A 15,282-nucleotide genomic window follows, 5' to 3' on the forward strand; every position below is an offset into this window, starting at 1 on the left:
GGCCCTTGCAGGCCTTGCAGTCGCAGCTATCGTGCAAAGCCATGATCGGACCCGGCGAATCCTCGGCTTCCCTGCTCTTGTCGCGCCCCGGCGTGCAGCGCGTACCCACCGACCGGCTGGAGCTTTTCCAGCTGCGCGATTTCGTCAGTCCCGAACTGTGCGCGAAGCTGATCGCCCTGATCGAGAAGGACCGCCGCCCCTCCACCTTGGCCGATGCGGGCGACGACCGGTATTTCCGGACCAGCGAGACCTGCGACCTCGATGCGGAAGAACCGGCCGTGCGCGAGATGGAGGCGCTCTTCGCCGCCCTCAACGGGATCGATCCCGCGCATGGCGAGCCACTGCAGGGCCAGCGCTACGACGTCGGGCAGGAATTCAAGGCGCATTGCGACTACTTCAACCGCGACGGGCGCGACTGGGAGAGGTTCTGCTCGGTCTCGGGCCAGCGGACCTGGACCTTCATGGTCTACCTGAACGATGTCGAGGCGGGCGGCGCCACGCGTTTCAAGGCGATCGGCAAGAGCTTCCAGCCCGAAGCCGGCAAGCTGGTGTGCTGGAACAACTGGCGCCCAGACGGACGGGAAAACCCCAACACCATCCATCACGGCATGAAGGTGCGGCGCGGTGTGAAATACGTCATCACCAAGTGGTACCGTGAGAGGCCCTGGGGCTGGTGACATGATCGAGGGCGGCAAGACATACGACGGCGGTTGCCATTGCGGCACGGTGCGGTTTCGCTTCACCATGCCGGCAGAACCCGTGATCCGGCGGTGCAATTGCACGATCTGCGCCATGAAGGGCGTGGTCATGCTCGATGTGCCGATCGCCGATTGCGAGATTCTGCAGGGCGAGGACGCGCTCACCCTCTACACCTTCGGCAGCGGGCAGGCGAAGCACCGTTTCTGTTCGAAATGCGGGATCCACCCGTTCCACCAGCTGCGGTCCGAACCCGATCATTACGGCATCAACCTGGCCTGTATCGACGGTATGACCATTTACGATTTGCCGGAGATTCCCATCTTCGACGGACAGAACCACCCGGGTGACGGCGGCGAATACGGATACGTCGGCGTGTTGCGGTTCGAACGCTTCCGAAATTGATCCCGATCAATCCCTTGGGGTATCCTTCGAGCTAGCCTGCGAAGCGAGACAGAGTGAAGGGACCGAGGAATGACCGAATACAGCGACCTGCAGGACCGTCTGAAAACGCGCCTTGCCGACCTGCTCGAGCGGGCCGAGGTGATCGAGGACGATCTACGCCACCCGCTGGATGCCGATTCGAGCGAGCAGGCGGTCGACCTTGCCGATGACGAGGCGTTGGAAGGCGTCGACGATGTGCTTCGCGCCGAGATCGTCCAGATCCGCTACGCCCTGCAGCGGATCGAGAACGGCACCTATGGCACCTGCGCCAAGTGCGGCAAGGACATCGCCCGCGCCCGGCTCGAGGCGCGCCCGATCGCCACGCGCTGCATCGACTGCGCCGACTAGGCTCCCAAACGAGAAAGGGCGGCCCGACCGGACCGCCCTTCCCTGATCTGTCGATCGCCGGAACGCTTACTTCTTGAGCGTAAGGCCGCCGAAACGCTTGTTGAAGGCTGCAACACGGCCACCTTCGGCGATCTGCTGCTTGCCGCCGGTCCAGGCCGGGTGGCTCGTCGGGTCGATGTCGAGCGTCAGCGTGTCGCCTTCGCTGCCCCAGGTCGAGCGCGTCTGGAATTCCGTACCATCGGTCATCTTGACCGTGATCGTGTGATAATCGGGGTGCCCTTCGGCCTTCATGATAAACGTCCTTCTAGCTTCGGAACGGTTCCGACCGGTCCAGCTGTTTGTGGAGAAGGCGCGCGGGTAGCGCCGCGCGCGCCGATTTGCAAGACTATTCCGGCGCGTCGGCGATCATCGCGGTGAACTGCACTTCGCAGGTTACCTTGCCGTCGACGCTGGCTTCGCCTGCGAACTTGCACACGCGGGCGCGCTTCTGGACGAAGCTGGCCTTCAGGTCGAGCAGCACGCCGGGCGTGACTGGCGCGCGGAACTTGGCGTTCTCGATCGCCATGAAATAGACCAGCTTGCCCGACCCTGCGAGGCCGAGGCTTTCCACCGCGAGCACGCCGGCGGCCTGCGCCAGCGCCTCGATCTGGAGCACGCCGGGCATGATCGGCGCGCCGGGGAAATGGCCCTGGAAGAAGTCTTCGTTGAAGCTGACCGCCTTGACCGCGTGGATGCTCTCGTCGGGGACGAGTTCCTTGACGCGGTCGACAAGCAGCAGGGGATAGCGATGCGGAAGGCGCTTCAGCACTTCGACGACGTCGAAACCGGTCTCGCTCATGCCCCTGCTCCCTGTCTTGTCGGCTTAACGGCCGGTCGGCTGCGGCTGCTGTTGCTGCTGCTGAGCGGCAGCCTGCTGGCGGGCCGCAGCGACCATGAGGATCTGCTGGACCTGCTGGAAGGCACCGATCGACTGCTGGCTGGGCTGCCAGTTCTGCGGCGGCGTGATCTGTACCGAAGGCACGCGGGCGTTGAGCGCAGCCACGACCTTTTCGGTCATGTTGGCGGCGGGAACCGAAGAGGCCACCGCGTCGGGCGCTAGGACGATCTGCACGTTGTTCTGCTGGACGACGGTCTGCAGGGCAGCGTTGTACTGCAGGAGGATCTGCTCGACCGCATAGACGCGGGCGCTGTCGATCTGGGCCGAAAGCTGCGCGCTTTCACGGTCCAGCGTCTGCAGCTGGGTTGCCTGCGGCGTGTTCTGGGCAGCCTGCTGCTCGGCTTCGTCGAGCTGGCCGTCCTTGTTGGTGTCGAGCTGCTGGAGCAGGGTCTGGGCCTGCTGCTGCTTCTGCTGGATCTGCTGGATCTGCGAGGCGTAGGTCGTCGAGATCTGCTGGTAAGCGGTCGCACGGGCCGTGGTGGCGGCGATGGCAGCCGGCGCGCTCACGATGCCGATGTTGCCGCTGACCTGGGCAGCGACGGGCGTGGCGGCCAGTGCGGCGGCGGAAAGGCCCGCAGCGGCGAGCGTCTTGGAAATCAGTTTCATTAGAATTGTGTTCCTACATTGAAGGAAATGGTCTTGGTATCGTCACCCGGCTGTTTCTTGATCGTCTGGGATAGATCGATCCTGAACGGCCCGAAGGGCGAGTTCCAGTTCACCCCGATACCCGCGGTGATGCGGGGGCTGATGCTGTCGCCGAACAGGACTTCGCGATAGTAGCCGCTCGGTTCGATCGAGGCGGCATTGGCGTTCCCATCGGCATCGAACTGGTCGAACGTGTCGCCAATGATCGGATTGCCATCCGTGCCGAGGAGCGGATCGCCGTCCTCGTCATACAGCGGACCGGTGTAGACCAGCTGGCCGCCGACACTGCGCTGGAAGCTGTTCGGGAAATCGTCGAGCTGCGGCGTATCGATGGCGAAGAGCGATCCTACGTCCACCCAGAGCGAGGGACGGATGCCCATTTCGCGCACGCCCGAGCCCAGCGGAATTTCGAGCTCTGCACGCGCGAGATAATAGGCACGACCACCCAGCGCATCGTCGAAGGCGCGGTTCTTGGTCTCGCGGAACTGCTCGATCGTCTCGAGCACGCGCGGCGTCGTCGGATCGGCGTCGTCGTCGAGATACTGCAGGCGCACCACGCGCGGACCCACGCCGCGAATGTCGAATCCGCGGAACTGCGGTTCGCCGAGGAAGAAGCGGTCGGTCAGGCGCACGTCGTCGAAGCCGGGCTCCGCACGTTCGCTGAGCGCGTGGATCCAGCCGCCTTCGGCATTGAGCGAGAAGATGAGGCCGCTGCCGAGGTCGAACCACTTGCCCATGCGGGAACGCATGCGCAGGTACTTCACATTGCCGCCAAGGCCGGCGAATTCACCGGTGATGCTGATCTGCTCGCCGCGCGTGGGACGGATACGGCTGTCGAGATTGTCGAAGTTCAGCGTCGCGCCGAGGATCGACACGGTGCGCGTGCCGACCGCCTCGCAGATGAAGCGCGACTGCTGGCATTCCGGTACGCCGTCGCCGTCGATGTCGGAGAAGAAGCCGCTGCCGATCGACACGTCTTCATACTGCAGCGTGTAGCTGCCCACGAGCGACATGTATTCCGAAAGCGGCACGCCGGCGCGCAGGCTGAAGCCGGTCTGCGCCTGCTTGTAGCGGTTGAAATCGGTCGCGAAGAAGTCGTTGTCGTATTCGCGGTGATAGATGTCCGCGCCGAGCGAGATGTTGCGATCGAACACATAGGGTTCGGCAAAGCTCACCTGCGCCGACTTGGAATAGCGCGAATAGTTGACGCTGAGGCCGATGGTCTGGCCTCGGCCGCGGAAGTTGCGCTGGCGGATCGAGCCGGCGAGAATGAAGCTCTGGATCGAGGAGAAACCGGCCGACAGCTGCAGTTCGCCGGTCGGCTGTTCCTCGATATTGGCTTCGAGCACGATACGGTCGGGGGCGCTGCCTTCCGCTTGGGCGATTTCGAAGTTTTCCTGGAAATAGCCGAGCGAGTTGATGCGCGCTTCCGAACGCTTGATCGCGAGGCTGTTGAAGGCATCGCCTTCCGCCACGCGGAATTCGCGGCGCACGACCTTGTCCTGCGTCAGCGTGTTACCGTTGACGTCGATACGCTCGACATAGACGCGCGGCGCTTCGCGGATGGCGAAGGTCACGTCCATGGTCAGGGTTTCTTGATTGCGCGTGAACTGCGGCGCAACGTCGGCAAAGGCATAGCCGAAGGTGCCGGCCAGTTCGGTCAGCTGCTCGACGGTGTTTTCGACGCGTTCGGCATCGTACCATTCGCCGCTCTGCATCGGCAGACGCTCGGTCATGGTGTCGCTGTCGAAGTCGCGCAGCTGGCTTTCGACCTTTACGTCGCCGAACTTGTAGCGCTCGCCCTCTTCCACCACGTAGGTGATGATGAAGTCTTCCTTGTCCGGCGTCAGCTCGGCGACGGCGGAAACAACGCGAAAGTCGGCATAGCCCTGCGTCAGGTAGAAGGTGCGCAGCTGCTGCTGGTCGAAGGCCAGGCGGTCGGGGTCGTAGCTCGTGTTCGAGCTGAAGAAGGTCCACAGGCGCGACTGCTTGGTGACCATTTCGCCGCGCAGCTTGCCGTCCGAAAACGCCTCGTTGCCGATGATGTTGATCTGGCGGATCTTCGACTTGGGACCTTCCTCGATCTCGAAGACGATATCGACGCGGTTCTGGCTCAGCTGCACGAGCTTGGGTTCGACCGTGGCGGCGAAGCGGCCCTGGCGCTTGTAGAGCTCGATGATGCGCGCAACGTCCGCGCGGACCTTGGAACGGGTGAAGATCTGGCGCGGCGCGAGGCGGATTTCCGGCAGGATCTTGTCGTTCTTGATCCGGTCGTTGCCTTCCAGGATGATGCGGTTGATCACCGGGTTCTCGACCACGGTTATGACCACGTCGCCGTTGTTGTTCGTCACCGAGACGGTGGAGAACAGTTCGGTCGCGGACAGGTCCTTGATGACCTGGTCGCCCGCTGCGGCGGTATAGGCATCGCCCGGACGCAGGCGGATGTAGGACAGGATGGTCTGCGGTTCGAGACGTTGGGCACCGGCAACGGCGATCGAGCGGACCGTGTCTTCACGGAACATCGACTGCGGGGCAGCCTGCTCGCCTTCCTGGGTGTCCTGCGCCAGCGCCACCACCGGCACGCCGGCCAGCACCGTTCCGGCCAGCAGTCCGGCGACGAGACGCGCGCCGTGGGGTTTCCTATTGCTCGCGGCGTTCGCAAATCCAGTCATCGACAAGGGGGTTCCCGTCCTCAAAAATACAAAAGACGCCTTGCGGAGCGTCTGGAGGCCCCCTGCCCCATGCGCGCCAGGCAATCAAGCCGTGTGACGCCGCAAACGCGCCTTCACAAGGCCCTGTCCCCGCCTAATTCCCGAAGAACGGGAGTTTGGCGATATCGATGAAGGTGACGAATACCATCAGTGCAAGCACGATTGCCACACCGGCCCGGTAGGCCACCTCCGTACTACGGGGGCCCAGCGGTTTGCGGCGGACTGCTTCCGCTGCGTAAAATGCCAGGTGTCCGCCGTCGAGCGCCGGGATTGGCAGGAGGTTGATGAATGCCAAGTTAAGCGAGATCAGCGCTGCCAGGTTGAAGAATGCAAGCGGCCCGAGGCTCAGCTGTTCGCCGGCAAACTTGCCGATCGTGACCGGTCCGCCCAGTTCCTTGACCGACCGGTCGCCCACGACGATCTGCTTGATTCCGGTCACCATCATGTCGACCAGCTTGCCGGTCTGCTCGACCGAAAGACGCGTCGCCTCGATCACGCCGACCGGCTCGAACGACATGGCCGAGGAATAGATACCGATACGGCCGATGCGCGAGACGTTGCCGAAGCGGTCCTTTTCCTTGACGTCGGCGATGGTTACCGGAACGTCGAGCGTGCCGCCGTCGCGTTCCACGCGCATGACGATGTCCTTGCCCGGGTACATCATGACCCGGTCCTGGATCTGGTCGAATTCCGTCACACGGTCGCCATCGATGGCAACGATCCGGTCGCCTTCCTCGATCCCGGCATCGCGCGCAGCCGATTCCTCGGAAAAGCGCACGACCACGTTGGTCTGTTCGGGATCGGCGATCACGGGCTTTCCGAACATCATGAAGAAGCTGGCGAGGATCGCGAGCGTCACGAGGATGTTCATCGCCGGACCGGCAAAGACGATCAGCGCCCGCTTGCCGAGGCTGGCGTGGTGGAAGCTGCCTTCCCGCTCTTCCGGGGTAGCATTCGCGATCTCTTCGGGATTGGGAACGCTGGCCGGGTTCATGTCGCCCTTGAACTGGACATAGCCGCCCAGCGGCAGGGCACTGAGTTTCCAGCGCGTGCCATGTTTGTCGGTGAAGCCTGCGATTTCCTTGCCGAAACCGACCGAGAAGGCTTCTGCCTTAACGCCGAACCAGCGACCCACGAGATAGTGCCCCAGTTCGTGCAGCGTCACCAGCGGCCCCAGCAGCAGCGGGAAACCGATGATGTACATCCAGAAAGGGATCGATCCGTCCAACTCAGCAATGCTCCAGCATGGCGCTTGCGCGCATCCGCGCATCCTCGTCAACGCGCAGGACCTCTTCCAGGGTCCGCGGCGGTGATGGAAGTTCGGTTTCCGTAAGAATGCGCTCCACCATTAGCGCAATCCGGCTGAACGGGATGTTACCTGCAAGGAAGGCCGCAACGGCGACCTCGTTTGCGGCATTGAGCACGGCCGGGGCCGCGCCGCCCGCCTGCGCTGCCTCGCGCGCCAGCCGTGTGGCGGGAAAACGCTCTTCGTCAGGCGCGTGGAAGGTCAGTTCGCCGATGGCCGCCAGATCGAGCGGGTCCATCGGCGTCTCCATGCGTGCAGGGTATGCGAGGCAGGAGGCGATCGGCACGCGCATGTCGGAAGGGCCGAGCTGCGCCAATGTCGATCCGTCGCGATATTCGACCATCGAATGGATCACACTTTGCGGGTGCACCACGATACGGATGCGGTCGAGGCCGACGGGAAACAGGTGATGCGCCTCGATCAGTTCGAGGCCCTTGTTGAACATGGTCGCGCTGTCGACGCTGATCTTGGCGCCCATGTCCCAGTTGGGATGCGCGATAGCCTGCGCAGGCGTCGCCTTGTCGAGCTGCTCTTTCGTCCATGTGCGCATCGGGCCGCCGCTGGCGGTGAGCGTTATGGTGCGCACTTCTTCCACCTTGCCGCCTTGCAGGCACTGGAAGATGGCATTGTGCTCGCTGTCGACGGGCAGCAGGCGCGCGCCGTGTGTCGCGACGGCTGCGGTCATGACCTCGCCTGCAGAAACCAGCGCTTCCTTGTTTGCGAGAGCGACGGTGGTGCCCTGCTCGATCGCTGCCATGACCGGGCCGAGCCCCGCGCAGCCGACGATGGCCGCCATAACGATATCGACCTTGCGCGATGCCGCTTCGCACAGCGCCTTGCGCCCAGCGGCCGCTTCGATACCCGAGCCTGCCAGCGCGTCCTTCAGCGCTTCGTAATGCCGCTCGTCCGCGATGACCGCGACCTCCGCCTCGAACTCGCGCGCCAGCCGGGCGAGGTCCGCGACGTTGGAGTGCGCTGTCAGCGCCGCAACCTGCCATTCGCCGCGGTTGCGCCGCACGAGGTCGAGCGTGGATGCGCCGACCGATCCGGTGGCACCGAGGATGGAAATGCTGCGTGTCATGCAGGCAAGCCGAGGAACAGGCCCGCAATCAGGACCACGGGAATCATGCCGTCGGTGCGATCGAAAAAGCCGCCGTGCCCCGGAATGAGGTTCGAGCTGTCCTTCACGCCGGCCTTCCGCTTGAGCCAGCTTTCGAAGAAATCGCCCGATTGCGCAGCGACCGCCAACACCGTGCCGATCAGCACGATGATGCCCGTCTCGCGCAGGTCGAAGCCCATGGTGGTCGGGCCGCTTGTCTGGCGGGCCGTGAAATAGATGAAGGCGGCGAGCCATGCGCTTGCCCCGACGACACCGCCGAGCAGCCCGGCCCAGGTCTTGGACGGGCTGATAGCCGGCGCGATCTTCGGCCCGCCGAGCGTGCGCCCGAAGAAATAGGCGCAGGTATCTACGGCGATTACCGTACCCACCACGCCGACGATCATGGGCGCAGGAAGGCCGGTCAGGATGATACCCGCTGCCGCGATATAGAGCGTGCCGGCGATGATGCCGACGAAACGGTTGGCCGCCTTGCCCGTCGCCTTCAGCACCAGGAGGACGAATTCCACCAGCGTCGCCAGCACGACCGCGATGATGAACCAGTCGAGCCAGGGGTCGCCAGCGACAAGGGCGCCGATCGCCACCGCCAACATCACGGCCGCAGACGCGATCCGGACCGGCAAATCGGCATTCTTTTTCGGCGCCAAGGCCTCAGCGTCCCCCAAATCGTCTCTCCCGCCCGGCAAACTGGTCGAGCGCATCCATCAGGTGCGCCGGCGTGAAGTCGGGCCACAACACGTCGGTGAAGATCATTTCCGCATACGCCGCCTGCCACAAGAGGAAATTGGACAGGCGTACCTCGCCGCTGGTGCGGATCAGCAGGTCGAGCGGCGGCAGGTCGGCTGTGTAGAGGTTGGCGGCGATGCTTTCCTCGGTCACTTCGCCAGCCGCAGCAGCCTTGGCTGCGGCCTGCACGATTTCCGCCTGCGCCCCGTAATTGAGCGCGACGGCCAGCGTGCGCGAACCATGCGCGGTCTTTGCCAACGCATCCTCGAGCATTTCGACGATATCGGGCGCAAGCGATTGCCAGTCGCCGATTATCTTGAGCCGCACGTCATTGGCGATGAATTCGGGCAGGTCCGATTTGATGAACTTGCGCATCAGGTTCATCAGGTCGTCGACCTCTTCTTCCGGACGCTTCCAGTTCTCGCTGCTGAAGGCATAGAGCGTCAGGCACTGGATCGAGGTATCCTTCAAGCTGCGCACGAGCTCGCGCACGGCCTCCACGCCTTTCCTATGGCCCATCACTCGCGGCAGGTGCTTGCGCTTCGCCCAGCGGCCGTTGCCATCCATGATGATGGCGACGTGGCGGGCGGTCTTTTCGGGAGGGGTCACAGCACCATCCGATCGCACAGGGCGAAGGCGGGCCGCATCGGCGCCCCTGCCTGCCCGAACGGCCCGGGGCCGCGGCAGGCGGGCGCCGCGCGGCTCACTTCGTCAGGATTTCCTGGACCTTCTTCTCGACCGCCGTATCGGTTTCGGCGACGTACGTGTCGGTCAGCTTCTGGACCTCGTCTTCCGAACGCTTGCGCTCGTCCTCGGAGATTTCCTTCTTCTTCTCGTCGTCCTTGAGCGCTTCCATGCCGTCGCGGCGCACGTTGCGGATCGCGATCTTGGCCTTCTCGCCATATTCGCCCGCCAGCTTGGCGAGGTCCTTGCGGCGTTCTTCGGTGAGGTCGGGCATCGGCAGGCGCAGCGTCTGGCCGTCGATCATCGGGTTAAGGCCGAGGTTCGCCTTGGCGATACCCTTCTCGACCGCGATCAGGTTGGCCTTGTCCCACACCTGCACGCTGAGCATGCGCGGTTCGGGGGCCGACACGGTGGCGACCTGGTTGAGCGGCATCATCGCGCCGTAGACTTCGACCACGACCGGATCGAGCAGGCTGGTATTTGCGCGGCCGGTGCGCAGGCCCGACAGGTCGCCCTTGAGGCTTTCCACGGCGCCCTTCATGCGGCGCTCGATATCGGCTTTGTCGTATTTGGCCATGATGGCTTCCTCGTCTCTCTCGTGTGTTCTTATGCGGTGTGATCGGTAACGACGGTCTGGACGCCCTCGCCCGACAGGACGCGCGCCAGATTGCCCTTCTCGCGAATGGAGAAGACCACGATCGGAATGTCGTTGTCACGGCACAGCGCCACGGCGCTCGCATCCATGACCTTGAGATTGTCTGCCAGCACCTTGCCGTAACTCACGGTTTCGTAACGCGTGGCCGACGGGTTGGACTTGGGGTCGCTGTCATAGACACCGTCGACGCTGGTGCCCTTGAGCAGCGCGTCGCAGTTCATTTCGGCAGCACGCAGTGCAGCGCCGCTGTCGGTGGTGAAATAGGGTGCACCGACACCGGCGGCGAAGATCACGATGCGGCCCTTTTCGAGGTGGCGTTCGGCACGGCGACGGATCACCGGCTCGCACACCTGGTCCATCTGCACCGCGCTCTGCACGCGGGTCTGGACGCCGAGCTGCTCGAGCGCGCTCTGCATTGCCAGCGCGTTCATGACCGTGGCCAGCATGCCCATGTAATCGGCCTGCGCGCGGTCCATGCCCTGCGCTGCCCCTGCCATGCCGCGGAAGATATTGCCGCCACCGATGACGAGGCAGATTTCCAGCCCCGTTTCCTTTGCCGCCTTCACTTCCTTCGCCAGTTCGAGGACGAAAGCGGGATCGATCCCGAACTGCTGGTCGCCCATGAGCACCTCGCCCGACAGCTTCAGGAGGACGCGGTTCATCTTGGGGAGAGTCATGGCAGGCGGAGAATCCGTATGAATGGTGGGATGCGGCTCCTTAGCCATGAAGACGGATACGCGCAAAGGGAAAGCCCCACGAACCCTGCCGGAAGCGGGAAGCAGTCGTGGTGCACGACAGGAGCGTTTGGGAAAAAGAAGTGCCACCTCCCCGTATTCCGGGGGCTACCCAATTTCTCTCAACGGTGCGACCCGAAGGGATCAGGGGCGCGCGAAAGCTCGCAGGTGACGCAGGCGCTGTAGCAGAGTTCCCGCCCCAAAGAAGTCGGTTTTGTGGCAGGGCCGGACCCCCTGCCCCCAAATCTGCACAATTGGCCGCAGGTACGAAAAAGGGGCTGCCCGCACATGGCGGACAGCCCCTTTTCGAATTGGCCTGTAAGAAGGCTTAGCCGGCGACGGCAGCAGCCACTTCGGCTGCGAAATCGCTTTCTTCCTTCTCGATGCCTTCGCCGAGCTGGAAGCGGACATAGTCCACCAGTTCGACCTTGGCGCCGACGTCCTTGGCGGCCTGCTCGACGACCTGCGCGATCGGGGTCTTGTTGTCGATCACGTAGACCTGGCTGAGCAGGGCGTTTTCCTTGGCGTACTTGTTGACCGCACCGTCGACCATCTTGGCCTGCACTTCGGCGGGCTTGCCGCTTTCGGCAGCCTTTTCGGCAGCGATGGCACGCTCGCGCGCGATCACTTCGGCGTCGAGGCCTTCTGCGGTCAGCGCCTGCGGGAAGGCAGCGGCGATGTGCATGCCGAGCTTCTTGCCCAGCTCTTCCAGCTTGGCCTTGTCGCCTTCGCTTTCCAGAGCGACGAGAACGCCGATCTTGCCGAGGTCGGGAGCGACAGCGTTGTGCATGTAGGGCACGATCACGCCGTTGGTGACCGAGACGGTCTTGATGCGGCGGATCTGCTGGTTTTCACCGATGGTCGCGACGTTGTCGGTCAGCTTCTCCCCGACGGTGCCGCCATCGGGGTAGGCAGCGGCCTTGAGCGTGTCGACGTCGTCGCCGGCAGTGGCGAGCGCGGTCTGCGTGGTCTTGCGCACGAAATCCTGGAACTTGTCGTTCTTGGCGACGAAGTCGGTTTCCGAGTTCACTTCGACAGCAACGCCCTTGGTGCCTTCGACGGCGATGCCGACGAGGCCTTCTGCGGCGGTGCGGCTCGACTTCTTCTGGGCCGTTGCCAGGCCCTTGGCGCGCAGTGCGTCGACTGCGGCTTCGATGTCGCCATTGGCGGCTTCGAGAGCCTTCTTGGCATCCATCATGCCCGCGCCGGTCTTCTCGCGCAGGGCCTTCACGTCAGCGGCAGTGAATGCAGCCATGATACTTTCCTTCTCAAATCAGTGTGCGGGCACCGGGCCAGCTGGAGGAGCGGCCCGGCGCGTATCGTCGCATTGTGACGGGCGCATGGCGCGCCAATCAGTCAATTGCCGGTCAGGCGACGGCTTCTTCCGGCGGATTTTCCATCGCGCCGACGTCTGCACCCGAATCCTGGATGCCTTCGCCCTTGCCCGAACGGGCTGCTTCGCTGACGGCGTCGCAGTAGAGCTTGATGGCGCGGGCAGCGTCGTCGTTGCCCGGGATCGGGAAGGCGATGCCGCTCGGGTCGACGTTGGTGTCGAGCACGGCGACGACCGGGATGCCGAGAACGTTGGCTTCCTTGATCGCCAGGTCTTCCATGTTGGCGTCGATCACGAACATCACGTCCGGAATGCCGCCCATGTTGCGGATACCGCCAAGCGACATCTCGAGCTTGTCGCGCTTGCGCGTCAGGTCGAGGATTTCCTTCTTGGTCAGGCCGGCGTTGTCACCTGCCAGACGCTCGTCGAGGGTCTTGAGGTACTTGATACGCTCGCTGATGGTCTTCCAGTTGGTGAGCATGCCGCCCAGCCAGCGGTGGTTGACGTAGTGCTGACCCGAGGCGAGCGCGGCTTCGCGGATCGCGTCCTGTGCCTGGCGCTTCGTGCCGACGAACAGCACCTTGCCGCCCGAACGGGCAGTCTGGTTGATGAAGTCGAGCGCGCGCGCAAACAGCGGCACGGACTGCGACAGGTCGATGATGTGGATGCCGTTGCGCGCGCCGAAGATGTACGGCTTCATGCGCGGGTTCCAACGGTGGGTCTGGTGGCCGAAGTGTGCGCCGGCCTCGATCAGTTGCTGCATGGTGACGGTAGGAGCCGCCATGGTCATTTCCTTTCCGGTTATACCTCTGGAAGGCAGGAACCCGTGGTGCGGAATATCCCGCGGCCGGGCACCGGTATGTGCGCCTTCCATGTGGATTTGCCCGCCGTCTGACCGGCCCGAATTGGCCGAATCTCAAGCGAACGGCGCGCCCTTAGCGGGCTTTTGCCGGCAAATCCAGACTCGATTCATCGCTAAAAAAGGGAATCCGGGCGCGAAAAGCGCTTGACAGGCGAGAACAAAACAGGAACATTGTCCTCATCACCGGAACAACCGGTGGGCCATAGGTGTTTTCCCGTAGAATTACCCAGGCTGTCAACAGCTTTGTCGACAGGCCCGGGACAGGAGATACTCGGATGTTCGCACTGTTCCTGACTGCCGTTTCCGCCCTCGCCGCAATCGCGGCAGTGGCCCTGCTCGTCGATGGCGGACTGCGTTGGTGGTCCGCTTTCGGCCAGCTGCGGCATCGCCTGCAGCTGCCTACGGAAGCACAGGTCTGCGAAAGCGGAATGCGCCCGGCGCTTGCCCATGGCGGCTTCACCCGCCCCGGACGCGTAGCTGCAGTTACGCGCCAGACGGTTCGGCGCGCCGCCTGATCCGCGCATAGCGCATCAGCGTGAACGGCAGCAGCGCCAGGTAACCGATCCCGATCACGCTCAGCGTCCACCACGGTTCCGACAGCAGCGCCGCGAACACCAGGCCGATAAAGGCCAGCACCCACAAGCGAATGCCCCGGCGCGGACGCAGCGATGTCCAGCTGGGTGTCGCCATGCTCGAAATCATCAGCAAAGCCACTGCCAGCACCCACGGTCCCACCACGATCGGCTCGCGGAAGATGTCGAGCCCGGTTGCCGACCACAGGAAGAACGGCATGAAGGCCAGCCCTGCCCCCATCGGCGCAGGGACGCCGGTAAGGAAGCCCAGCGACTTGTGCGGCTGGTGCTCCATGTCGATCTGGGCGTTGAAGCGCGCGAGGCGAAGGGCGCAGCAGATGGCCAGAGCCAGCGCGGCGAACCAGCCCCAGCGCGGTTCGGCCGACAACGACCAGAGATAGATGATGATCGCCGGTGCCGTGCCGAAGCTCAGCGAATCGGCGAGGCTGTCGAGTTCCGCCCCGAACCGCGACTGGGCTTTCAGGAGGCGCGCGATGCGCCCGTCCATCCCGTCGAGGATACCCGCCACGATGATCGCGACCGCCGCAGCGGCCCACTGGTCGGAAATGGCGAAGCGAATACCCGTGAGGCCCGAACACAGTGCCGCAGCGGTAATCGCATTGGGCGCCATCGCGCGAAGGGACAGCCCGCGCGAACGGCCCATCAGGGGCTTCTCGTCCTCGGCCGATTTGGGGCCAAGGCGCGCACGTTCCTCGAAATCGTCGTGCGGTCCGGCCGGGGGCAAGCTCATTGCGACACTCCTTCACGCAGGGGCTGCTTGCCCAGTTCGGCAATGACGGTCTCGCCCGCCACCACCCGCTGCCCCAGCATCACGCGAGAGCCGGTGCCTGCGGGCAGGTAGACGTCGACGCGGCTGCCGAAGCGGATCAGCCCCACTCTCTGCCCAATGCCCAGAGTGTCGCCCGGTTTCACGAACGGCACTATGCGGCGGGCGACGAGCCCTGCGATCTGCGTGAAGCCGACCTGCACGCCGTCACTGCGCTCGACCAAGATGTGCTGGCGCTCGTTGTCCTCGCTCGCCTTGTCGAGTTCTGCATTGAGGAACTGGCCCGGGATATAGACGACGCGCTGCACCATACCCGCAATCGGCGTGCGGTTGATGTGGACATCGAACACCGACATGAAAATCGAGATGCGCGTGACCGGCTCTTCGCCAAGGCCGCGCGTGCCGCTGCCATCCGCAATCACCAGTTCGCGCGGCGGGGCAACTTCGGCGATCTGAACGATCTTGCCGTCTGCGGGAGAGACGATCGAGGTTTCGTCCTGCGGGACGACGCGTTCGGGATCGCGGAAGAACGCGAAGACGCCCAGCGAAAGGAACGCCATCGGCCATGCCAGCGTCTCCCACGCGAAGAGCGCAAAGACGAGCGAGATGCCCAGCGCTGCGATGCCGAACTTGCGTCCTTCGGGATGGATCGCGGGCAGCCCCCACTGCGCCTCGCCGCGACCCCGGCTGTCGAGTAGATCACCTGCCATGGCCTTGGCCTAGGC

At 64.0% G+C, this 15,282-nt stretch carries 18 protein-coding genes; 4 read left to right on the forward strand and 14 right to left on the reverse strand.

Annotated features, from left to right (window positions below; translation table 11 throughout):
* The first annotated feature begins 41 nt into the window (after positions 1-41).
* From LCL94_RS01895 to LCL94_RS01905, 3 genes are all read left to right on the forward strand, one after another.
* The gene (locus LCL94_RS01895) at positions 42-677 is read left to right on the forward strand and encodes a prolyl hydroxylase family protein (RefSeq protein WP_224830750.1); all 636 of its coding nucleotides are present in this window, start codon (positions 42-44) and stop codon (positions 675-677) included.
* Position 678: 1 nt separating this feature from the next.
* Positions 679-1,101 carry a GFA family protein gene (locus LCL94_RS01900; RefSeq protein ID WP_224830751.1) on the forward strand — a complete coding sequence of 141 codons (423 nt, stop codon included), beginning with the start codon at positions 679-681 and terminating at the stop codon, positions 1,099-1,101.
* Positions 1,102-1,170: 69 nt separating this feature from the next.
* Positions 1,171-1,488 carry a TraR/DksA family transcriptional regulator gene (locus LCL94_RS01905; RefSeq protein WP_160607484.1) on the forward strand — a complete coding sequence of 106 codons (318 nt, stop codon included), beginning with the start codon at positions 1,171-1,173 and terminating at the stop codon, positions 1,486-1,488.
* A gap of 66 nt (positions 1,489-1,554) precedes the next feature.
* Here LCL94_RS01905 and rpmE read toward each other — a convergent pair whose 3' ends face one another.
* The 12 genes from rpmE to rpsB all read right to left on the reverse strand — a co-directional run bounded on the left by rpmE (position 1,555) and on the right by rpsB (position 13,120).
* Positions 1,555-1,779: a 50S ribosomal protein L31 gene (rpmE, locus tag LCL94_RS01910; RefSeq protein ID WP_160607485.1), complete on the reverse strand. Its 225-nt coding sequence runs from the start codon at positions 1,777-1,779 to the stop codon at positions 1,555-1,557.
* A gap of 94 nt (positions 1,780-1,873) precedes the next feature.
* On the reverse strand, positions 1,874-2,326 hold the full coding sequence (fabZ, locus tag LCL94_RS01915; RefSeq protein WP_222554149.1) for a 3-hydroxyacyl-ACP dehydratase FabZ: 453 nt from the start codon (positions 2,324-2,326) through the stop codon (positions 1,874-1,876).
* A 24-nt stretch (positions 2,327-2,350) separates the two neighbouring features.
* Entirely contained in the window at positions 2,351-3,031 is a 681-nt protein-coding gene (locus LCL94_RS01920) for an OmpH family outer membrane protein (protein WP_224830752.1), read from the reverse strand.
* Positions 3,031-5,742 (reverse strand): outer membrane protein assembly factor BamA, encoded by a 2,712-nt coding sequence (gene bamA, locus LCL94_RS01925; RefSeq protein ID WP_224830753.1) that lies wholly within the window; start codon positions 5,740-5,742, stop codon positions 3,031-3,033. The genes LCL94_RS01920 and bamA overlap by 1 nt, the downstream gene beginning before the upstream one ends.
* A gap of 133 nt (positions 5,743-5,875) precedes the next feature.
* Entirely contained in the window at positions 5,876-6,985 is a 1,110-nt protein-coding gene (gene rseP, locus LCL94_RS01930; RefSeq protein WP_224832639.1) for an RIP metalloprotease RseP, read from the reverse strand.
* Positions 6,986-7,010: 25 nt separating this feature from the next.
* On the reverse strand, positions 7,011-8,168 hold the full coding sequence (dxr, locus tag LCL94_RS01935) for a 1-deoxy-D-xylulose-5-phosphate reductoisomerase (protein ID WP_224830754.1): 1,158 nt from the start codon (positions 8,166-8,168) through the stop codon (positions 7,011-7,013).
* Positions 8,165-8,851, reverse strand: coding sequence for a phosphatidate cytidylyltransferase (locus LCL94_RS01940; RefSeq protein WP_224830755.1), 687 nt, complete (start codon positions 8,849-8,851; stop codon positions 8,165-8,167). The genes dxr and LCL94_RS01940 overlap by 4 nt, the downstream gene beginning before the upstream one ends.
* Before the next feature lie 4 nt (positions 8,852-8,855).
* Positions 8,856-9,497, reverse strand: a complete 642-nt coding sequence (uppS, locus tag LCL94_RS01945) for a polyprenyl diphosphate synthase (protein ID WP_263611803.1) — start codon at positions 9,495-9,497, stop codon at positions 8,856-8,858.
* Between the two features lie 136 nt (positions 9,498-9,633).
* Positions 9,634-10,191: a ribosome recycling factor gene (frr, locus tag LCL94_RS01950; RefSeq protein WP_224830757.1), complete on the reverse strand. Its 558-nt coding sequence runs from the start codon at positions 10,189-10,191 to the stop codon at positions 9,634-9,636.
* A 29-nt stretch (positions 10,192-10,220) separates the two neighbouring features.
* Positions 10,221-10,946, reverse strand: coding sequence for a UMP kinase (gene pyrH, locus LCL94_RS01955; protein ID WP_160609108.1), 726 nt, complete (start codon positions 10,944-10,946; stop codon positions 10,221-10,223).
* Between the two features lie 385 nt (positions 10,947-11,331).
* Positions 11,332-12,258 carry a translation elongation factor Ts gene (gene tsf, locus LCL94_RS01960; RefSeq protein WP_160607493.1) on the reverse strand — a complete coding sequence of 309 codons (927 nt, stop codon included), beginning with the start codon at positions 12,256-12,258 and terminating at the stop codon, positions 11,332-11,334.
* A gap of 112 nt (positions 12,259-12,370) precedes the next feature.
* Positions 12,371-13,120, reverse strand: coding sequence for a 30S ribosomal protein S2 (rpsB, locus tag LCL94_RS01965; protein WP_160607494.1), 750 nt, complete (start codon positions 13,118-13,120; stop codon positions 12,371-12,373).
* A gap of 353 nt (positions 13,121-13,473) precedes the next feature.
* Here rpsB and LCL94_RS01970 point away from each other — a divergent pair, with 353 nt between their 5' ends.
* Positions 13,474-13,713: a hypothetical protein gene (locus LCL94_RS01970; protein WP_160607495.1), complete on the forward strand. Its 240-nt coding sequence runs from the start codon at positions 13,474-13,476 to the stop codon at positions 13,711-13,713.
* On the opposite strand, the gene LCL94_RS01975 is transcribed toward LCL94_RS01970, so the two are convergent.
* Together LCL94_RS01975 and LCL94_RS01980 are read right to left on the reverse strand one after the other, a co-directional pair.
* Complete coding sequence (locus LCL94_RS01975; RefSeq protein WP_412070768.1) at positions 13,682-14,521, reverse strand: CDP-alcohol phosphatidyltransferase family protein; 840 nt, start codon at positions 14,519-14,521, stop codon at positions 13,682-13,684. The two genes, LCL94_RS01970 and LCL94_RS01975, sit on opposite strands and share 32 nt — an antisense overlap.
* Positions 14,518-15,267, reverse strand: a complete 750-nt coding sequence (locus tag LCL94_RS01980) for a phosphatidylserine decarboxylase (protein WP_224830758.1) — start codon at positions 15,265-15,267, stop codon at positions 14,518-14,520. Before LCL94_RS01980 ends, LCL94_RS01975 begins: the two co-directional genes overlap by 4 nt.
* Positions 15,268-15,282: the final 15 nt, after the last annotated feature.

The organism is Qipengyuania gaetbuli, assembly GCF_020171365.1.
Lineage (GTDB): Bacteria > Pseudomonadota > Alphaproteobacteria > Sphingomonadales > Sphingomonadaceae > Qipengyuania > Qipengyuania gaetbuli_B.

Coding starts and splice junctions, on each gene's coding strand:
- LCL94_RS01895 (WP_224830750.1), top strand. CDS start 42: ATGATCGGACCCGGCGAATCCTCGGCTTCCCTGCTCTTGTCGCGCCCC.
- LCL94_RS01900 (WP_224830751.1), top strand. CDS start 679: ATGATCGAGGGCGGCAAGACATACGACGGCGGTTGCCATTGCGGCACG.
- LCL94_RS01905 (WP_160607484.1), top strand. CDS start 1,171: ATGACCGAATACAGCGACCTGCAGGACCGTCTGAAAACGCGCCTTGCC.
- rpmE (WP_160607485.1), bottom strand. CDS start 1,779: ATGAAGGCCGAAGGGCACCCCGATTATCACACGATCACGGTCAAGATG.
- fabZ (WP_222554149.1), bottom strand. CDS start 2,326: ATGAGCGAGACCGGTTTCGACGTCGTCGAAGTGCTGAAGCGCCTTCCG.
- LCL94_RS01920 (WP_224830752.1), bottom strand. CDS start 3,031: ATGAAACTGATTTCCAAGACGCTCGCCGCTGCGGGCCTTTCCGCCGCC.
- bamA (WP_224830753.1), bottom strand. CDS start 5,742: ATGACTGGATTTGCGAACGCCGCGAGCAATAGGAAACCCCACGGCGCG.
- rseP (WP_224832639.1), bottom strand. CDS start 6,985: ATGTACATCATCGGTTTCCCGCTGCTGCTGGGGCCGCTGGTGACGCTG.
- dxr (WP_224830754.1), bottom strand. CDS start 8,168: ATGACACGCAGCATTTCCATCCTCGGTGCCACCGGATCGGTCGGCGCA.
- uppS (WP_263611803.1), bottom strand. CDS start 9,497: ATGGATGGCAACGGCCGCTGGGCGAAGCGCAAGCACCTGCCGCGAGTG.
- frr (WP_224830757.1), bottom strand. CDS start 10,191: ATGGCCAAATACGACAAAGCCGATATCGAGCGCCGCATGAAGGGCGCC.
- pyrH (WP_160609108.1), bottom strand. CDS start 10,946: ATGACTCTCCCCAAGATGAACCGCGTCCTCCTGAAGCTGTCGGGCGAG.
- tsf (WP_160607493.1), bottom strand. CDS start 12,258: ATGGCTGCATTCACTGCCGCTGACGTGAAGGCCCTGCGCGAGAAGACC.
- rpsB (WP_160607494.1), bottom strand. CDS start 13,120: ATGGCGGCTCCTACCGTCACCATGCAGCAACTGATCGAGGCCGGCGCA.
- LCL94_RS01970 (WP_160607495.1), top strand. CDS start 13,474: ATGTTCGCACTGTTCCTGACTGCCGTTTCCGCCCTCGCCGCAATCGCG.
- LCL94_RS01975 (WP_412070768.1), bottom strand. CDS start 14,521: ATGAGCTTGCCCCCGGCCGGACCGCACGACGATTTCGAGGAACGTGCG.
- LCL94_RS01980 (WP_224830758.1), bottom strand. CDS start 15,267: ATGGCAGGTGATCTACTCGACAGCCGGGGTCGCGGCGAGGCGCAGTGG.